Annotated in this window: 16 protein-coding genes; 7 read left to right on the top strand and 9 right to left on the bottom strand. The window is 74.8% G+C overall.

Going from position 1 to position 17,761, the window contains the following annotated elements; genetic code table 11:
- The first annotated feature begins 1 nt into the window (after position 1).
- Entirely contained in the window at positions 2–3,637 is a 3,636-nt protein-coding gene (locus IW256_RS28700; RefSeq protein ID WP_307829160.1) for a DNA polymerase III subunit alpha, read from the top strand.
- A gap of 76 nt (positions 3,638–3,713) precedes the next feature.
- Here IW256_RS28700 and IW256_RS28695 read toward each other — a convergent pair whose 3' ends face one another.
- The 4 genes from IW256_RS28695 to IW256_RS28680 form a co-directional block, all read right to left on the bottom strand.
- Positions 3,714–4,394, bottom strand: coding sequence for a DUF4328 domain-containing protein (locus IW256_RS28695; RefSeq protein ID WP_197013917.1), 681 nt, complete (start codon positions 4,392–4,394; stop codon positions 3,714–3,716).
- 92 nt (positions 4,395–4,486) lie between these two features.
- Positions 4,487–4,846, bottom strand: a complete 360-nt coding sequence (locus IW256_RS28690) for a hypothetical protein (protein WP_307829159.1) — start codon at positions 4,844–4,846, stop codon at positions 4,487–4,489.
- 119 nt (positions 4,847–4,965) lie between these two features.
- Positions 4,966–5,613 carry a response regulator gene (locus IW256_RS28685; RefSeq protein WP_197013916.1) on the bottom strand — a complete coding sequence of 216 codons (648 nt, stop codon included), beginning with the start codon at positions 5,611–5,613 and terminating at the stop codon, positions 4,966–4,968.
- Positions 5,610–6,179, bottom strand: a complete 570-nt coding sequence (locus IW256_RS28680) for a histidine kinase dimerization/phosphoacceptor domain-containing protein (protein WP_420535425.1) — start codon at positions 6,177–6,179, stop codon at positions 5,610–5,612. The genes IW256_RS28685 and IW256_RS28680 overlap by 4 nt, the downstream gene beginning before the upstream one ends.
- Positions 6,180–6,233: 54 nt before the next feature.
- On the opposite strand from IW256_RS28680, the gene IW256_RS28675 reads away from it, so the two are divergent.
- From IW256_RS28675 to IW256_RS28655, 5 genes are all read left to right on the top strand, one after another.
- Positions 6,234–6,971 carry an ABC transporter ATP-binding protein gene (locus IW256_RS28675; RefSeq protein WP_197013915.1) on the top strand — a complete coding sequence of 246 codons (738 nt, stop codon included), beginning with the start codon at positions 6,234–6,236 and terminating at the stop codon, positions 6,969–6,971.
- Positions 6,971–9,007, top strand: a complete 2,037-nt coding sequence (locus IW256_RS28670; RefSeq protein ID WP_197013914.1) for an ABC transporter permease family protein — start codon at positions 6,971–6,973, stop codon at positions 9,005–9,007. The genes IW256_RS28675 and IW256_RS28670 overlap by 1 nt, the downstream gene beginning before the upstream one ends.
- 203 nt (positions 9,008–9,210) lie before the next feature.
- On the top strand, positions 9,211–9,444 hold the full coding sequence (locus IW256_RS28665) for a hypothetical protein (protein ID WP_197013913.1): 234 nt from the start codon (positions 9,211–9,213) through the stop codon (positions 9,442–9,444).
- 175 nt (positions 9,445–9,619) lie between these two features.
- Entirely contained in the window at positions 9,620–10,426 is an 807-nt protein-coding gene (locus IW256_RS28660; protein ID WP_197013912.1) for a methyltransferase domain-containing protein, read from the top strand.
- 166 nt (positions 10,427–10,592) lie between these two features.
- A complete protein-coding gene (locus IW256_RS28655; RefSeq protein WP_197013911.1) occupies positions 10,593–11,396 on the top strand; it encodes an alpha/beta fold hydrolase in 804 nt (267 codons plus the stop codon).
- Between the two features lie 19 nt (positions 11,397–11,415).
- Here the strand turns inward: IW256_RS28655 and pdxR are convergent, their stop codons facing one another.
- Positions 11,416–12,846 (bottom strand): MocR-like pyridoxine biosynthesis transcription factor PdxR, encoded by a 1,431-nt coding sequence (pdxR, locus tag IW256_RS28650; RefSeq protein WP_197013910.1) that lies wholly within the window; start codon positions 12,844–12,846, stop codon positions 11,416–11,418.
- Between the two features lie 47 nt (positions 12,847–12,893).
- On the opposite strand from pdxR, the gene IW256_RS28645 reads away from it, so the two are divergent.
- Complete coding sequence (locus IW256_RS28645; protein WP_231403963.1) at positions 12,894–13,394, top strand: cupin domain-containing protein; 501 nt, start codon at positions 12,894–12,896, stop codon at positions 13,392–13,394.
- A gap of 69 nt (positions 13,395–13,463) precedes the next feature.
- On the opposite strand, the gene IW256_RS28640 is transcribed toward IW256_RS28645, so the two are convergent.
- The 4 genes from IW256_RS28640 to IW256_RS28625 all read right to left on the bottom strand — a co-directional run bounded on the left by IW256_RS28640 (position 13,464) and on the right by IW256_RS28625 (position 17,573).
- On the bottom strand, positions 13,464–15,170 hold the full coding sequence (locus IW256_RS28640; RefSeq protein ID WP_197013909.1) for an acetolactate synthase large subunit: 1,707 nt from the start codon (positions 15,168–15,170) through the stop codon (positions 13,464–13,466).
- 196 nt (positions 15,171–15,366) lie between these two features.
- On the bottom strand, positions 15,367–16,386 hold the full coding sequence (locus IW256_RS28635; RefSeq protein ID WP_197013908.1) for an LLM class F420-dependent oxidoreductase: 1,020 nt from the start codon (positions 16,384–16,386) through the stop codon (positions 15,367–15,369).
- Positions 16,387–16,533: 147 nt separating this feature from the next.
- Positions 16,534–16,734 (bottom strand): DUF397 domain-containing protein, encoded by a 201-nt coding sequence (locus IW256_RS28630; RefSeq protein WP_197013907.1) that lies wholly within the window; start codon positions 16,732–16,734, stop codon positions 16,534–16,536.
- On the bottom strand, positions 16,731–17,573 hold the full coding sequence (locus tag IW256_RS28625) for a helix-turn-helix domain-containing protein (RefSeq protein ID WP_197013906.1): 843 nt from the start codon (positions 17,571–17,573) through the stop codon (positions 16,731–16,733). The genes IW256_RS28630 and IW256_RS28625 overlap by 4 nt, the downstream gene beginning before the upstream one ends.
- Positions 17,574–17,761: the final 188 nt, after the last annotated feature.

Raw genomic sequence — 17,761 nt, 5'->3', positions numbered from 1 at the left:
CGTGCACCTGCATGTCGCCTCGTCCTTCTCGCTGCGGTACGGCGTCGCGCCGCCGCGGGCGCTCGCCGAGCGCGCGGCCGAGATGGGGATGGAGACCCTGGCCCTCACGGACCGCGACGGGCTGTACGGCGCGGTCAAGCACGTCCAGAGCTGCCGGGCCAGCGGGCTGCGTCCCGTCCTCGGCGCCGACCTGGTCCTGGCCGCCGCGCCCCCGCCCGAGGGGCCCGCGCCCGCTTCCCGGAGGGCGCCGCGGGGAGCGTCCGGGGCGGCCGGCGACCGGATCGTCGTCCTGGCGACCGGGCGCACCGGCTGGGGTTCGCTGTGCCGCCTGGTCACGGCCGCCCACATGGCGGGCGTGCGCGGCGCCCCGGCCGTGACCCGGGAGCTGGTCGGCGCCCACGCCGCCGGGCTGGTGGTGCTGCTGGGGCCGCGCTCGGACGTGGGCCGGGCCGTCGCCGAACGCCGCCCCGACCTGGCCGCCGCGCGGCTGGCGGCCTGGCGGGAGACGGCGGAGGTCGCCGTCGAGATCGTCGACCACTTCGACCGGGGCGACGGGCACCGCGCGGCGCGGATGTTCGACCTCGCCCGCGAGGCCGGGGTGCCGGCGGTGCTGGGCAACGCGGTGCGCTACCTCGACCCGGCCGACTACCCCGTGGCCCAGGTCCTCGACGTGGCGCGCGAGCTGGTGCCGCTGCACCGCCGCCACCTGGAGGACCGCACCGGCCACGCCTACCTGAAGTCGGTCCCGGAGATGCGCAAGGTCGCGGAGCTGGCCTGCGGGCCGGAGGCGGCGGTCGCGCTGCTGGAGGAGACCCGGCGGCTGTCGGAGCGCTGCGCCCTCGACCCCGGCCACGATCTCGGCATGGACCGCGTGCACCTGCCCGACGCGGGCGACGACCCGTACGGGACGCTGGTGGCGCGGTGCGGGGAGGGGCTTGCCCGGCGCGGCCTGGACCGGTCGGCCGAGGCGGCGCGGCGGCTGGAGCACGAGCTGGGCATCATCGCCCGCAAGGGGCTGGCCGCCTACTTCCTGACCGTGGCCGACGCGGCGGCGCTGATCCGTTCGCTGGGCATCCGGTGCGCGATCCGCGGCTCGGGCGCCGGCAGCCTGGTCAACCACCTGCTCGGCATCGGCGACGTCGACCCGCTCCGCCACGACCTGGTCATGGAGCGCTTCCTGGCCGACAGCCGCCCCGGCCTGCCCGACATCGACCTGGACGTGGAGTCGGCGCGGCGGCTGGAGGCGTACCGGGCGCTGTTCGACCGGTACGGCGGCGACAACGTGGCCTGCGTCTCGATGATGGAGACCTACCGGGCGCGCAGCGCGATCCGCGACGTCGGCGGCGCGGTCGGGCTGCCGCCGGCCGAGATCGACGCGATCGCCAAGGCGTTCCCGCACGTGCGGGCCCGGCAGATCAGGGCCGCCCTGCACGACCTGCCGGAGCTGCGGCAGAGCAACCTGGCGCAGGGGCGGCTGGAGGTGCTGTTCCGGATCGCCGAGCGGCTGGACGGGCTGCCCCGGCACATCGCGATGCACCCCTGCGGGGTGCTGCTGTCGAACGCGACGCTGCGCGACCGGACGCCGGTGGAGCGCAGCATGCTCGACTTCCCCATGAGCCAGTTCGACAAGGAGGACGTCGAGGCCATGGGGCTGCTCAAGCTCGACGTCCTCGGCGTCCGGATGCAGTCGGCGATGGCGCACGCGGTGGCGGAGATCGACCGGGCCGAGGGGACGCGGCTCGAACTGGAGGCGCTCCCGCACGACGACACCGCCACCTACGACATGATCTGCTCGTCCCGCACGCTCGGCTGCTTCCAGATCGAGTCGCCCGGGCAGCGCGAGCTGGTGGGCAAGCTCCAGCCGCGCACGCTGGGCGACCTGGTCATCGACATCTCGCTGTTCCGGCCGGGGCCGGTCAACTCCGACATGGTGACGCCGTTCCTGGACGCGCGGCACGGGCGGCGCGAACCCGCCTACCCGCACCCCGACCTGGTGGACGCGCTCGGCGAGAGCCAGGGGGTGGTCGTCTTCCACGAGCAGGTGCTGCGCGTGCTCGACACGATGACCGGCTGCGGCCTGTCCGACGCCGAGGCGGCGCGGCGCGCGCTGGGCGACGAGGCCGGGCAGGCCGAGGTCGGCGCGTGGTTCCGGGAGAGCGCCCTGGCCCGGGGGTACGACGAGGCGACGGTCGCCGCGGTCTGGCGGACCCTCACGGCGTTCGGCGCGTTCGGCTTCTGCAAGGCCCACGCCGCCTCGTTCGCCCTGCCCACCTACCAGTCGGCCTGGCTGAAGAGGCATCACCCGGCGGCGTTCTACGCGGGCGTGCTCACCCACGACCCCGGGATGTACCCCAAGCGGGTGATCCTCGACGACGCGCGGCACTTCGGCGTCCCGATCCTGCCGCTGGACGTCAACCGTTCGGCGGTGTCCTGGCACATCGAGCCGGTGTCCGAGGGCGGCGCCACCGCCGCGCCCGCCCCGCCCGCCGCCCCTGCCCGTCCGTTCGGCCCGGTCGCGGTTCCGGACGGGGGCGCCGGGCGCGGTGACGGCGATGGGCCCGGGGACGTGTTCGGGGACGTTCTGGAGGGGGCGGGCCGGTTCGGGATCCGGGTGGCGCTGAGCGAGGTCCGCGGCATCAGCGAGGCCGAGATGGGCCGGATCGTCGCCGAGCGCCCCTACGCCTCCCTGACCGACTTCTGGCGGCGCGCCCGGGTCTCCCGCCCGATCGCCGAACGGCTCGTGCTGGCCGGTGGCTTCGACGCCCTGTACGGCATCGGCGCCGGGCCCGTCCGGGCCGCCGGGGAGCCGTCGCGGCGCGACCTGCTCTGCCGGGTCGGTGCGCTGGAGCGGTCGCCCGCGCGGCCGGGCGGGGACGTGATCGAGGGGCAGCTGCCGCTCGACGACGGCGACGGCGTCGGCGAGGCCGGGGCCGGGGCCGGGCCCGGGGACGCGCTCCGCGGCGGCACCCGGGCGGGCGCGGCGGCCCTCGAACGGATCCCGGTGGGGGAGCTGCCGCCGATGACGGCGGGCGAGATGGTCGAGGCGGAGCTGATGATCCTCGGCATGGACGTCAGCCGGCACGTGCTGACCTTCTACGACCGGCTGCTGGAGCGGCTCGGCGTCGTCCGCGCCCGCGAGCTGCCCGGCCGGGCGTCGGGTGAGGAACTGCTGGTCGCCGGGGTCAAGGTGGCCACCCAGACCCCGGCGGTACGGTCCGGGCAGCGGGTCATCTTCGCCACCCTCGACGACGCCACCGGCCCGGTCGACCTGGCGTTCTTCGAGTCGGTACAGGACCGCTGCGCCGCCACGGTCTTCGGCTCGTGGCTGCTGGTGGCGCGGGGCAGGCTGCGCCGCCTCGGCGCCCGCGCGGTGTCCCTGACCGCGCTGGACTGCTGGGACCTGCCCGCTCTGGACGAGGCGTGGCGGGACGGCGGCGACGACGCCCTGCGCCGGGCGATGGCGCCGGTGCGCCGGGGCGAGCCGCCGCGCACGGCCGGGCGCCGCCTCATGTACCCCAGCGGTTTCGCGATGTCCCCGTACGCCGACATCGGTCACGCCGGGGAGGCCGTCAAGCGCCCGCCCGCCCGGCTCTGGCACGCCAGCGGAGGCAGCTCCGGCCCCACCCGGCCCGCCTGATCAGCGTCCGGCGCGGGCAGCGTCCGGGCGCGGGCCGCTGCGGGGCCGCGGCTGGGCGGGGCCGGCGGGCGGGGGCTCAGAGGTCGCGGGCGATCTGGAGGCGGGTGACCTGGAACACGATCGTCATGCAGAGCGCGGCGGCCAGCGCCTGGCAGGCCGCCGCGGCCACCCCCAGGTGCACCGAGTACCGCGCGTCCGCCAGGGTCTGCACGCCGCTGTGCGAGAAGAGCCGGGACAGCCCGACGCCCAGCAGGACGAAGATCCACCAGACCGTCACGACCAGGCCCACCAGATGCCGCTGCGCCGCGCGGAACCGGCCGCTGTTGACCCACACGTCGTACACCACGCGGGGCGGCACCCACAGGTTGACCAGGGGGCAGATCCAGCCGAACAGCACCCACGCCTGCCGGTGCCGGTGCGGGCCGGGGGCCTGCCGGTACGCGCGCCACAGCCAGCCCAGGTACAGCAGCCCGGTGATCCCGGCCATCACCGTGCCGATCACGAACACGTCGGTGTACGGGGCGATCGCCCGCCCGGTGAGCGCCGGGTCGTAGGTGTCGTGGGTGGCCTCGCGCAGCGGGTCGAGCAGCCGGACCAGGCTCATCCCCGAGCCGAGCGCGATGAACGCGTTGAAGCCCAGCAGCATGAACACCGCGACGCCGACCGCCCGGAAGTCCCGGCGCCGCGCCCACGCGCCGCAGGCGGGGCAGCGCGCGACCTCGGTCGGGATGATGTCGCCGCACAGCGCACACGGCATGATCCACCTCCGGAGGTCCTTTTGCCGCGCTTTGGTCCGGATACTACGTAGCTTTGACCCCGCGCACGCACCGCCGGTTCGCCACCCGTTCGTCACCCGTGGAAGACCAGCGGGGTGGCGCCGGAGACGGCGAGCGCGGTGAGCGCCGACCAGGCCGCCAGCCGTGGCGGCGACCCGGCCGCGACCAGCCGTTCCGGGCGGAAACCGGTGATCAGGGCCAGGACCCACCATTCGGCGGTGGCGGCGATCATGCCGTACAGCGCGCCGAGGCCGAGCATCGCCGAGACCAGCACCAGCCCCGGCGCGGACAGGGTGTGCGCGATCAGCGCCGTACGGCGGGGGAAACCCGACATCCCGCGGTACAGGCCCGCCGCGACGATGCTCCATCCCGCGACCGCGAGCGCCCACAGCGTGATGACCGCCACGGGGATGTCGTTGAGCGACTCCGGCACCAGGCGCCGTTCCCTTTCATCGAGGTGTTCGTTGACGTGCGCGCTCCGTCGGCGCGCTTCGCCGGTTCGCCGGCAGGCGCGCGTGCCCGCGCGCCGGGTGGTGACCGCGGAACGGCCGGTCAGCGCATGAGGCCGGTCTCCCAGGCCCACGCGGCGATCTCGACCCGGTTGCGGGCGTCCAGCTTGCGCTGGACGCTGCCGAGGTGGGTCTTGACCGTGGAGAGCGAGACGAACAGCTCCCCCGCGATCTCGTCGTTCGTCCTTCCCCGCGCGACGAGCCGGACGACCTCCAGCTCGCGCCCGGTGAGCGGCTCGCGGGGCGGCGCCGTGGCCGGGGACGGGACGGTCAGCCGTTCCAGCAGCCGGACCGTGATCGAGGGCGAGACCAGGGAGCCGCCGTTCACCGCCGCCCGGACGGCCTCCAGCAGCAGTGCCGGGCCGCCGTCCTTGAGCAGGAAGCCGGCGGCGCCGGCGCGCAGCGCGCCGTAGACGTACTCGTCCATGTCGAACGTCGTGACGATCACCACGCGCAGCGGGTCGGGCACCTCCGGCCCGGCCAGCAGCCGCGTCGCCTCCAGCCCGTCCATGCGGGGCATCCGGATGTCGAACAGGCACACGTCCGGCCGCAGCCGCCGGGCCAGCTCCACGGCCCGCACGCCGTCGGCGGCCTCCCCGACCACCTCCATGCCGGGCCGCGAATCGATGATCATCCGGAATCCGGTCCGGACCATCTCCTGGTCGTCGGCGATCAGTACGCGGATGGTCACGGTGCCGATTCTCTCAGGGGCGGCGGTCCGGAATGACCGCCACGACCTCCCAGCCGCCCTCGGGCCGCGGCCCGGCGCGCAGCCGCCCGCCGATCGCCTCGACCCGTTCCCGCAGGCCCGCCAGGCCGAACCCGCCGGCCGGCAGGCGCGCCCCGGCCCCGCCCGTCGTCGCGCACCGCCACCTCCACCGAGCCGTCGCCGCGCGCGAGCCGGACCACGCTGACCTGGACGGCGGTGGCGTCCGCGCCGTCGGCGCCGTCCGCGCCGTCCGCGCCGGTCTCGCCCTGCGCCTCGCGGAGCAGGCCGACCATGCGGCGCATCGAGGTCAGCGCCTCGGTGCCGGCGGCCTCGATGCCGCCGAGCATCAGGCCGAGCCGTTCGGGATCGCGCGCGGCCTCCGTGCCGAGGGTGAACCGCGCGGCCTGCGCCTGGACGACGATTCCGGTCACGTGGTGGGCGACGAAGTCGTGCAGGTCGCGCGCCAGCTCCAGCCGCTCGTCGCGGCGGGCGGGGTACGGACTCGCGCCGGCGCGGGGATCGGCCGTTCGGCCGAGGCCGGCGGGCACGGACCGGCCTAACGTCCGATGCGGCGGACCGGCGGCCGGGCGCACGGTGGACGCATGAAGGAGCTTCATCCGAATCCCGCCCCGGCCGTCCCGCCGGGCATCGGCGTATCGCCGGGCGCCCCCGTCCTGTCCGGTACGGGGCTGGTCAAGCGTTTCGGGTCCACGGTGGCGCTGGGCGGCGTCGATCTCGCGGTGGGCCGGGCCGAGGCGGTCGCGATCATGGGGCCGAGCGGCTCCGGCAAGTCGACCCTGCTGCATTGCCTGGCCGGGATCGTCCGGCCGGACGCGGGCGAGGTCCACCTGCTCGGCCGGCGGATCGACGCGCTCGGCGAGCGCCGCCGCAGCGAGCTGAGGCGGACCAGGTTCGGCTTCGTCTTCCAGTTCGGCCGGCTGCTGCCGGAACTGCCCGCCGACGAGAACGTGGCGCTGCCGCTGATGCTCGGCGGCACGCCGCGGCGCGAGGCCGTCCGGGCGGCCCGGGGCTGGTTCGGGCCGCTCGGCCTGGCGGGCATGGAGAACCGCCGTCCCGGCGAGCTGTCGGGCGGGCAGGCCCAGCGGGTCGCGATCGCCCGCGCCCTGGCCGGCCGCCCCGCGGTGGTCTTCGCCGACGAGCCGACCGGTGCGCTCGACCAGGCCACCGGCCAGGACACGATGCGCCTGCTGGTGGAGGCCACCAAGAGCAACGGCGCCTCCCTCGCGGTCGTGACGCACGACCCGAACGTGGCGCGCTGGTGCGACCGCACGGTGGAGGTCCGCGACGGCCTCGTCCTGGCGCCGGGCGGGGTGGCGTGATGCGCTGCGTTCCGGGGCTGGCCTGGCGGCTGCTGCGCGGCGGGGGCCGTCGCGGTGCGCTGGGCGCGGCGCTGACCTGGGCGGCCGTCGCCGTGTCCACCGGGCTGCTGCTGTTCGCGGTGGGCGCCGTCCACGCGTTCGGGGAACGGGCCGACGCGGACGCCTGGCGGCACCGCGCCGCGACGACCGGCCCCGCCACGGCCGTGCTGGCCCGCTCCACCGACCACGTGCGGGGGCGTCCCATCACGGTCGTCGAGCTGGCCGCGCTGGACGGCCGGGCGCCGGTCCCTCCGGGAATGGCGCGCTTCCCCCGGCCGGGCGAGACCTGGGTGTCGCCGGCGCTCGGCCGGCTGATCCGCGAACTGCCCTCCGACCAGCTCGGCCGGAGATTCGGCGCCCCGCCCGCCGGGACCCTCGGCCGGGACGCGCTGGAGCATCCCGCCGAACTGGTCGCCGTGGTCGGCCGGCACGCGCACGACCCCGCCATGACCGCCCCGCGCGAGGAACGCGTCCGGGGCTGGGAGCCGGTCGCCTCGCCCGCGCCCATCGACGCCTTCGACACGGGGGCGGTGTCGCTGCGGTCCCAGATCTACCGCGCCCTCATGGTCATCGCGGCCGTGCTGATGGTCGTACCGCTGCTGGTCTTCGGAGGCGCGGCGGCCCGGCTCACCGTGGCCCGGCGGGACGAGCGGCTGGCCGCGCTGCGCCTCGTGGGCGCCACGCCCGGCCAGGTCGTCGCCCTGACCACCGCCGAGGCCGTGCTGACCGCGGCGGCGGGCTCCCTCACCGGGGCGCTGGTGTACGCGGCGGCGATCCCCGCGCTCGGCCGGATCCCGGTCGGCGGCGGACGCTCGTTCACCGGCGACCTGTGGCCGGGGGTGCTTCCGGTGGCCGGGGTCCTGGTCGCGGTGCCGCTGCTGGTGGGCGTCAGCGCGGTCGCGGGGCTGCGGCGCGTCGTGGTGAGCCCGCTCGGGGTGGCGCAGCGGGTGACCCCGCCCGCCCTGCGCGCGGTGCGGCTGATCGTCCTGGTCGCCCTCGTGCTGGCGTTCGGGATCGTCGGTGGTGGGCTGGCGGGCATGGGGAACGCCGGCCTGGTCATCCTGCTGGTCTTCCTGGCGCTGGCCTTCCTGGGCCTCAACCTGGTCGGGCCGTGGGTGGCCGCGCTGCTCGGCCGCGTCGTCGTCGGCACCGCGCGCGGCCCGGCCTGGCTGCTGGCCGGGCGCCGCCTGGTGGACGATCCCCGGTCGGCCTGGCGGACGGTCGCGGGCATCGCCCTGGGCGGGTTCGTCGCGGGCTTCCTGTCCCTGCTCAACCCGTCCGTCACCGGTACGGGGGCCGCCGACCGGCTCGAACTCGCGGTGCCGGGGGAACGGTCCGCCGCGGTCGCGGCGCAGGCCGCGAAGCGCACGGAAGGTCTCGGCGCCCGGATCACCGTGACCCGGGGGACGGGCGGCGGGCCGCCGGGCGGCGCGGCGGGCGGTGGCGCGGCGGAGGGTGGCGCGGCGGGCGGTGGCGCGGCGGCGCCCGCGATCGTCGCCGTCACGGTGCCGGGCGGCGCCGCCGCGCTCGACCGGGCCCGTACCGCGCTGACCGGCCTCGTTCCCGGCCAGGTCGCCACCACCCCCGCCGACATGGGGGCCGAACGTCATCTGGTGGCCGATCTGCGCACCGGGTCGCTGACGGTCCTGACGGTGTCGTTCCTCATCGCCGTCGCCAGCGCGGGGATCACCGGGGCCTCCTCCGTGCTGGACCGCCGGGAGACGTACGCGACGCTGCGCCTGGCGGGCACGCCGCTGGCAGTCCTGGACCGGGCGCGCCTGGCCGAGACGCTCGTCCCGCTCGCGGTGATGGGCGGCGGCTCCCTGCTCACCGGAGTGTTCTTCGCCCTGCCGTTCGCCGCGGAGTTCGGGTACGCGGGGGCCTGGACGCTCGGCGCGTTCGTGGTCGCCGGCGGCGCCGCCGTCCTCGGCGCGAGCGCGCTGAGCCGGCCGCTGCTCCGGTCGGTCACCACCGATCCGGCGCCCGTGCCGGACTGATCCCTGGGGCCTGTGGGAGGGGAACGACTGTTCGGAAAAATGTCAGTGCCGGTGCGTAAGTTGAGAGCGTGATCCGGGGTACACCAAGGAATAAGCATCGGGCCGGTGACCTTGTTCGATGCGTACCTCCGGGTACATCCCGCCCGGTGGAACGGCCCTCAGGGGGAGGGCGGTCCACCGGGGCGCAGAAAGGGGTAGTGGCAGTGAGCGCAGCGACCGGCACCTTCCACCTCACTCACCCGCGGCTGGACGGCCCCGCCGAGCGGACCGTCGTCGAGCCGTGGCTCACCGAACTGTCGCACCTGACCGTGAACGCCTACGCCGAGCACGCCTGGCCCGGGTCCGCAGAGGCCGCGCCCCCGCTGGCCATGATCGAGACGCTGTCCGCCCCGGCCCCCGTGCCCGCGCGCCACGCCGCGCTGGCGGAGGCCGCCTAGGCAGGGCGGAGCCTGAGCCGACGAGAAGGGTGGAGCCGGGAGATCCGGTTCCACCCTTCTCGCGTGCCGGGCCCGATCCCGCCCCGAACATGTCTCAATATGTGAAACACATTTCTCAGATAATGAGAGAGTGGTCTAGAGTGCGGATCAGCGACGGACGGAAGCGGTGATCCCCATGACCTTCGCCGAGGGCTATGTCCATGGCCACCACGCGACGGTGCTGAGCTCCCACCAGTGGCGCACCGTGGAGAACTCGGCGGCGTACCTGACCGCCTCGCTCCGCGCCGGGCTCGCGGTGCTGGACGTGGGGTGCGGACCCGGGACGATCACCGCCGGCCTGGCCGAACGGGTCGCGCCCGGCACCGTGACCGCCGTCGACGCCTCCGGCGAGGTGCTGGAGGAGGCGCGGCGGACGGTGGCCGCCCGGGGGCTCGCGAACGTCGGGTTCGCCGTCGCGGACGCGCACGCGCTGGACTTCCCGGACGGCTCCTTCGACGTCGTGCACGCCCACCAGGTCCTCCAGCACGTCGCCGACCCGGTCCAGGTGCTGCGCGAGATGCGGCGCGTGTGCCGACCGGGGGGCGTCGTGGCGGCGCGGGACGCCGACTTCGGCGGGATGGTCTGGTACCCGGATCCGCCCGGCATGGACGCCTGGCGTCCCGTCTACTACGCGGTCGCGCGGGCGAGCGGCGGCGAGCCGGACGCCGGGCGGCGGCTGGTGTCGTGGGCGCGGCGGGCGGGGTTCACCGACGTCACCGCGAGCACCTCCACCTGGACGTACTCCACCCCGGAGGAACGCGAGTGGTGGAGCGAGTCCTGGGGCGGCCGGATGGTCCGCTCGGCCGTCGCGGAACGGGCCGTGGCGGGCGGCCACGCGACGCGCGAGGAGCTGCGGCGCTTCTACGAGGGCTGGAAGGCCTGGGCCGCCGCCGATGACGGATGGTACGCCGTCCTCCACGGCGAGATCCTCTGCCGCGCCTGACCCGGGCGGTGCCTCAGCCGGGCCGCCCCGGGCCGCCCCGGGCGGCGCCGCAGTGCGTGGCCGGAAGCGGCAAGCGGCGGGTGACGCGGCGGATGGCTGTCTAGCGTCGTCGGCGTGCCGCCGGGGCAGGGGAAGGCCGCGGCGGCTCAGGGGGAGGGGAACGCAAATGATCCGAGAGGTCGGGACCTCGCTGGGGACGGTCACGGTGGCGGTGACGGGCGAGGGGCCTCCGCTCCTGCTGCTGCACGCCAATCCGGGCTGCCACCGCGACTACGACGCGGTGGTGCCCGCGCTGGCCCAGCGGTACGCGGTCCACGCCGTCGACTGGCCGGGGTACGGGGCGTCCGCGCGTCCGCCGGAGCCGCCGTCGGCGATGGCGTACGCGCGGGTCCTGCCCGAGATCGTCGACGGGCTCGGGCTGGACCGGGTCGCGGTGATCGGCAACAGCGTGGGCGGATACGCCGCGGCCCGCCTCGCGATCGCGCACCCGGACCGGGTCGTCGCGCTGGTCCTGGTCAACAGCGGCGGGTTCAGCACGCTGAACCCGGCCACCCGCGGGTTCATCCGCGTGATGGGGACCGAGCCGGCGATGCGGCTGATGGCCGGCCGGCTGCCCCGGCTCTACCTGCGCCGCCGCACCCCGGAGGTCCGCGAGATGATCGCCCGGGACGCCGCCCGCCGCCATGACCGGGGCGCCCACCGGGTGGCCGCGGCGCTGTGGCGCAGCTTCGCCGCCCCCGAGCACGACCTGCGTCCGCGGGCGGCGGCGATCACCGCGCCGACCCTGCTGGTGTGGGGCACCCGCGACCCCATGGTCGGCCTGGACGCGGCGGGCGTCCGCCGGGCGATCCCCGGCGCGGCCTGGCGGTCGATGCCCACCGGGCACGCGCCGTTCGCCGAGGCGCCCGGCCGGTTCCTGGGCGCCGTCCTGCCCTTCCTGGACGAGGCGACCGCCGCCGTACGGGCGTGAGGCCCCGCGCCCCTGCCCGTCACGGCGTGCCGGGTGGCGGGGGCAGGATCCGGCACAGGGCTTCCAGGGCCGCGGTGTAGGCGTGTTCGGGTGGGGTGGAGTAGCCGACGACCAGGCCGTCCTGGTGCGGCATGGTGGCGGCCGGGTGCCGGAAGGCGGCCAGGCCGTCCAGCCCGATCCCTTGCCGGGCGGCGGCCTTGACGGTGCTGCCCTCCGTCCCGGGGGGCAGGCGCAGGACGGCGTGCAGCCCGGCGGCGATACCGGTCGGCGTGACGTGCGGGGCCTGGGCGGCGAGGGCGGCGACGAGACGGTCGCGGCGGGACCGGTAGTGCTGGCGCATCCGGCGGATGTGCTTGTCGTACCGGCCGGCGGCGATGAAGTCGGCGAGGGTGAGCTGGTCGGTGACCCCGGCCCAGGCCTCCCGTTCGCCCTTGACGGCCAGGACGGGCTCCACCAGATGCTCGGGGAGGACCATCCAGCCCAGCCGCAACGCCGGTGACAGGCTCTTGCTGGCCGAGCCGAGGTAGAGGACCCGCTCGGGGTCGAGTCCCTGGACGGCGCCGACCGGCTCGCGGTCGTAGCGGAACTCGCCGTCGTAGTCGTCCTCCAGGATCACGCCGCCGCGGGCACGGGCCCAGTCGACCGTGGCCGCGCGCCGCTCGGAGTGCAGCGGGCCGCCGGTCGGGAACTGGTGCGCCGGCGTGAGCAGCACCGCCCGCACCGCTCTCAGGGACTCCGGCTCGGGAGTGCGGGCGCCGTGCTCGTCCAGCGCCAGCGGAACGGTGCGGACGGACGCGGCGTCCAGCAGGGAACGGTGGAAAGCGAGGCCGTAGGACTCCACGGCCAGCGGGCCCCGCAGGACCCTGCCGCCGAACAGCAGCCGCAGGGCGTGCGCGAACCCCGAGCACACCACGATCCGGTCCGGCGTCGTCCGGACGCCACGGGCCCGCGCCAGATACCCGGCCAGCGCACGGCGCAGCTCGGGCCGCCCCTGCGGGTCACCCGGCCCGAACGCCTCGCTGGGCACGGCGGTCAGCGCGCGGCGGGCGGAGGACAGCCACCCCGAGCGGGGGAAGGACGCGGCGTCCGGTCGGCCCTGCCGGAGATCGTGCGCCGGTGCGCCCGGACGCGCGGGCACCTTCTTCGGGACGCGCGGGGACCGGATCGGTGCGGCCCGGGGCGCGACACGGGTGCCGGAACCCTGCCGGGCGATCAGCCGGCCCTCGGCGGTCAGCGTGGCGTAGGCGTCCGCGACGGTGCTGCGCGGCACTCCGAGATCGGCGGCGAGGGAACGGTACGGAGGGAGCCGGGTGCCCGGCGCGAGCCTCCCGTCCTGGACGGCCGCGCGCAGCGCGCGGACCAGGACGGCGCGGCGGCTCCCCGGCCCGGACAGTTCCAGATGCAGATCACTGCCGATCCGCTCCGCAAGATTGACCCATGAATCCTCCACGGAATTGCACCCTACTTCGGGTCTTTTCCGGACCTAGCGTGGTGGTCATGACGAAGGAGAACACGATCGCCGCCCCGGTGCTCGTCCGCGCGTCCGAGGCCGAGACCCTCGCCGACGGTCCCACCAGCCTCATCACCCTGCTGGCCGACTCCGGCGCGACCGGCGGCGCGCTGACGGCCAACCGGGCGACCCTCCAGAAGGGGTCTCCCGGCGCCCCGGCCCACTTCCACACCCGCGCCGGTGAGACGTTCTTCGTCCTCGGCGGCTCGCTGCGGGTCCTCACCGGCGAGCGGATCCACACCCTGAACACCGGGGACTTCCTCCTCGTCCCGCCCACGACGCCGCACGCCTTCGCGCCGGCGCCCGGCCACGAGGCCGACGTCCTGGTGGTCTTCACTCCCGGTATGCCCCGCTTCGACTACTACCGCCTGCTGGAGCGCGTCACCAAGGGAGAGGCCACCGTCCAGGACATCAAGGACTCCTCCGAGCTCTACGACAACCACTACGTCGACAGCCCGATCTGGCGCGAGGCGCTGGCCTCCGGCTGACCTCACGGTCCGCCACCGCCCCCGGTCCGAGGCCGGGGGCGCACCGCGTTCCCGCGCGGGGCGGCACGGTCAGAAGGGGCCGGTCAGCTCGCCCAGGGTGTCGGTCAGGCGCAGGTTGTGCGAGTAGTCGACCGGGACGGTGATCACCGAGACGCCCTCGTCGGTGAGGGCCTTGCGCAGCGTCGGCAGCAGCTCGCCGGCCGAGGAGATCCGGTACCCCTTGGCGCCGAAGCTCTCGGCGTAGGTGACGAAGTCGGGGTTGGAGAAGGCGGTGTGGGAGCTGCGCCCCAGCTCCAGCCCCATCTTCCACTCGATCAGGCCGTACGCGTCGTCCTCCCAGATCAGCACCGTGATCGGGATCCTCTCCCGGACCGCCGTCTCCAGCTCCTGCGAGTTCATCAGGAACGCGCCGTCGCCGGTGGCGGCCAGCACCCGGCGTCCGGGGCTGGCGAGCCTGGCGGCGATCGCGCCCGGCACCGCGAAGCCCATCGAGGACAGGCCGTTGGAGACCAGCAGCGTGTTCGGCTCGTACGTCGGGTACATGCGGGCCATCCACATCTTCACCGCGCCGGTGTCGGCCAGCACGATGTCGTGGCGGCCCATGGCCTCCCTGATGTCGGCGACCACGCGCAGCGGCGACAGGGGGAAGCCGTCGTCGGCCCGGCCCTGGTCGAGCTCGGCGCGCAGCATCCGGCGGATCTCGCGGTCGGTGGCGTCCACGTCGAAGCGGCGGTGCACCGCGTCGGCCAGGGCCCGCAGCGAGCGGGAGATGTCGCCCTGGATGCCGACCTCGACCGGGTAGTGGTCGTCCACCTCGGCGGCGAACCGGTGAATGTGGATGATCTTCTTGTCCGCGTCCGGGTTGACCTTCGCCGGATCGAACTCCTGCAGCTCGTACCCGACCGCGATCAGCACGTCGGCCTCGTCGAAGCCGAAGTTGACGTAGTCGCGGCGCATGAACCCCACGGCGCCGAGCGCGTTGGGGTGGTCGTCGGGGAAGACGCCCTTGCCGTTGAAGGTGGTGGCGACCGGCAGCCCGAGCCGTTCGGCGAAACCGGTCAGCGCCTGGCTCGCGCCGTCGCGGGCGGCGCCGTGCCCGGCCAGCACGATCGGCCGCCGGGCGAGCGCGACGACGTCCGCGGCGCGGGCGATCTGGGCGGGGGAGGGCTCCTGCGGGCGGACGACGTTGACCGGCAGCGGCCCGATCTCCGGCGCCACCGGGGCGGCCTCGACGTCCTCGGGGATCGCCAGGTAGACCGCGCCGGGCCGTTCGGTCTGCGCGGTCTTGAACGCCTTGCGCACCATCTCCGGCAGGGCCTCGGCGGTCAGCGCCAGCTCCGACCACTTGGTGATCGGGCGGAACAGCGACACCAGGTCCACGATCTGGTGCGACTCCTTGTAGATGCGGTCCAGGCCCACCTGCGCGGAGATCGCCACGACGGGCGTGCTGTTGGTGGTGGCGTCGGCCACGCCGAGCTGGAGGTTGATCGCGCCGGGGCCGAGCGTGGCCGAGGCCACCCCCGCCCTGCCGGTCAGCCGGCCGTAGATCTCGGCCATGAACGCCGCGCCCTGCTCGTGGCGGACGAGGACGTAGCGGATGGAGGAGTCGCGCAGGGCGTCGACGAAGTGGATGTTCTCCTCGCCGGGGATGCCGAAGACGTACTCCACGCCCTCGGCCTCCAGCGTGCGGACCAGCAGCCGGGCGGCGGTCGCCCCCGCCTCCCTGGCCTCCGTGGCCTTCCTGGCCACCCCGGCTTCCCCGGTCTGCTCGGACATCGCCGTTCCCTCCGGTTCCTCCGCGTGCGCGGGCATCCGTTTCAGCGACGGGGCCGCGCCGCGCATTCCGGGGCGCAATGTGATCTTCCTCGCCGGCCCGGCCGGGCGGCCGGCCCCGTGGGGCCAGGTGTGCCCGGCCTCCCGGCCCCTACACGGCCGCTCCGCGCGGACCGGCGGGGGCGGGACGGCCGGGGTGTCAGCCGTGCACCAGGTCGCGGAGGGCGCGCAGGGTCGGCTCGTCCTTGACGCCGCCGAGGAGCAGGGTGGTGACGGGGCTGTCCCGCCACGCCTCCAGCCGTTCCTTGATCCGGCCCAGCGGCCCGAGGAGGGAGATCGAGTCGGCCAGCCCGGCGGGCACCGCCTTGATCGCCTCGTCCCGCCGGCCGTCCAGGAACAGCTCCTGGACGCGCGCGGCCTCCTCGGCGTAGCCCAGCCGGCCGATCAGGTCCAGGTGGAAGTTGCGGTCCTTGGCGCCCATGCCGCCGATGTAGAACGCCAGCGGCACCTTGGCGAACTCCAGGGCCGCGTCCAGGTCGTCGGTGACGATCGTGGTGACGGTCGCGGCGATCTCGAAGCCCTCCGGGCGGCCGGCCAGGGACGCCCCGAACAGCGGCTCGATCTGCGCCGGGTCGATGAACATCGGCAGCCAGCCCTGGGCGACCTCGGCGGCCAGGGCGATGTTCTTCGGCCCCTCCGCGCCCAGGTAGATCGGGATCTCCGGGCGGACGGGGTGGACGATCGACTTCAGCGGCTTGCCCAGCCCGGCACCGCCCGGGTAAGGCAGCGGGTAGTGCGGGCCGTCGGCGGTCACCGGCCGCTCCCGCCGCCAGACCTGCCGCAGGATGTCGAGGTACTCGCGGGTGCGCGCGAGCGGCTTGGGGAACGGGACTCCGTACCAGCCCTCCACCACCTGGGGGCCGGACGCGCCGAGCCCCAGGATCACCCGCCCGCCCGAGAGCGCGTCGAGGGTGAGGGCGTGCATCGCCGTGGCCGCCGGGGTGCGGGCCGACAGCTGCGCCACCGCGGTGCCCAGCTTGATGGTCGAGGTACGGGCCGCGTACCAGGTCAGCGGGGTGAAGGCGTCCGAGCCGTACGCCTCGGCGGTGAACACCGAGTCGTAGCCGAGCCGCTCGGCGGCCTGCACGGTCTCGGTCAGGTCCTCGGGATCGCGCTGCCAGTACCCGACGTGGATGCCGAGCTTGAGTTCCGCGGTCATCGGTCGTCCTCCGCTCATCGACGCACCGCGATACTAGAACACGTTCTAGATTCTGTCTCGAGGCGGTCTCGGAACGGCCGGGGGCCGCGACGTGGATCGCCGCGGCCCCCGGGACGCCCTTCCGCCGGTCCCGGCGTGGTCCGGCCGTCAGGTCCGCCGGAGGGTGTCCAGGAACGTCCGCCACTCGGCCGGCGTGAACATCAGGGCCGGACCGTGTGGGTCTTTCGAATCGCGCACCGCGTGCCGGTGTGCGCTGAGCGTCGCCACTTCGACGCACTGGTCGCCGCTCCCGCTGTGGGAGGACTTGCGCCAGTCGGCTCGGGTGAGGTCGCGATCGGGGTGGTTCACGGGCTGCTCCTTGCTGCCTCGGCGATGAGGTGCGCGGAATCCTCGGGGGAGAGGGACGCCGCCGCTATGCGGGCGAAGCGATCCCCATGTGTTGCTATTGCCTCGGCGCTTTCAAGATAAACGTCGCCCATCGTCCCCTCGACGTAGGCGATATCTGGGTCGGCGGGGTCCGGAAACGAAAGTATCGTGAAACGTCCGTCAAGTCCGGCATGTGCCCCAATGTGGAACGGCAGCACCTGGATGGTGATCCGCGGCCGTTCCGCGGCCACCGCCAGGGCCGACAACTGGTTCCGCATCACCTCGCGGCCGCCGATCGGGCGCAGCAGCGCGCCCTCCTCGACGATCAGGTGCAGGTGCGGGGCGTGCTCGCGGTCCAGCAGCGCCTGCCGGGCCTTGCGCGCGGCGATCCGGCGCTCGATCTCCTCGGGGCCGGGCAGCATCCGGCCCGCGGTGATCACCGCCCGGGCGTAGTCCTCGGTCTGCAGCAACCCGTGGATGAGCTGGGTGTCCCAGGTGCGGATGCGGGACGCCTCATCCTCCAGGGCCACGTAGCTGCCGGTGAACACGTCCGCGTAGGCGGTCCACCAGCCGCGCTGCCCCGCCTCGCGGGCGAGGGTGATGAGGGCGTCCCGGTCGGGGCTGGGCACGCCGTACAGGTCTAGGATGTCCGCGATGTCGTTGGGTCGCGGCCTGGTCTGCGCCGTCTCGAGCCGCGAGACGGTGGCCCTGGACCAGTCGAGCCGGTCCGCCACCTCCTGCAGGGTGAGCCCCTGCGCCTCTCGCAGCCTGCGAAGTTCCCGAGCCAGCCGGCGCCCGCGCACTGTGGGCCGATAGGTCATGAGCCGAGAGTCTTCCGATTCGGTCGGTTCCGTTCAACACAAATGTCCATGCCGGTAACGGCAATTTTGCGAAGCGTGTTGCGCCACTGAGAATCTCACGCGAGGCTGAGAAAACGTGACCGCTCGTGAACCCAGCGTGACGGGGTGGCGCGAGTCAGAGCACCACGGACGGAAACGTGGGAGGAACT

Source organism: Actinomadura viridis (genome assembly GCF_015751755.1).
Classification (GTDB): Bacteria; Actinomycetota; Actinomycetes; order Streptosporangiales; family Streptosporangiaceae; genus Spirillospora; species Spirillospora viridis.
This window is presented reverse-complemented; position numbering and strand designations above follow the sequence as displayed.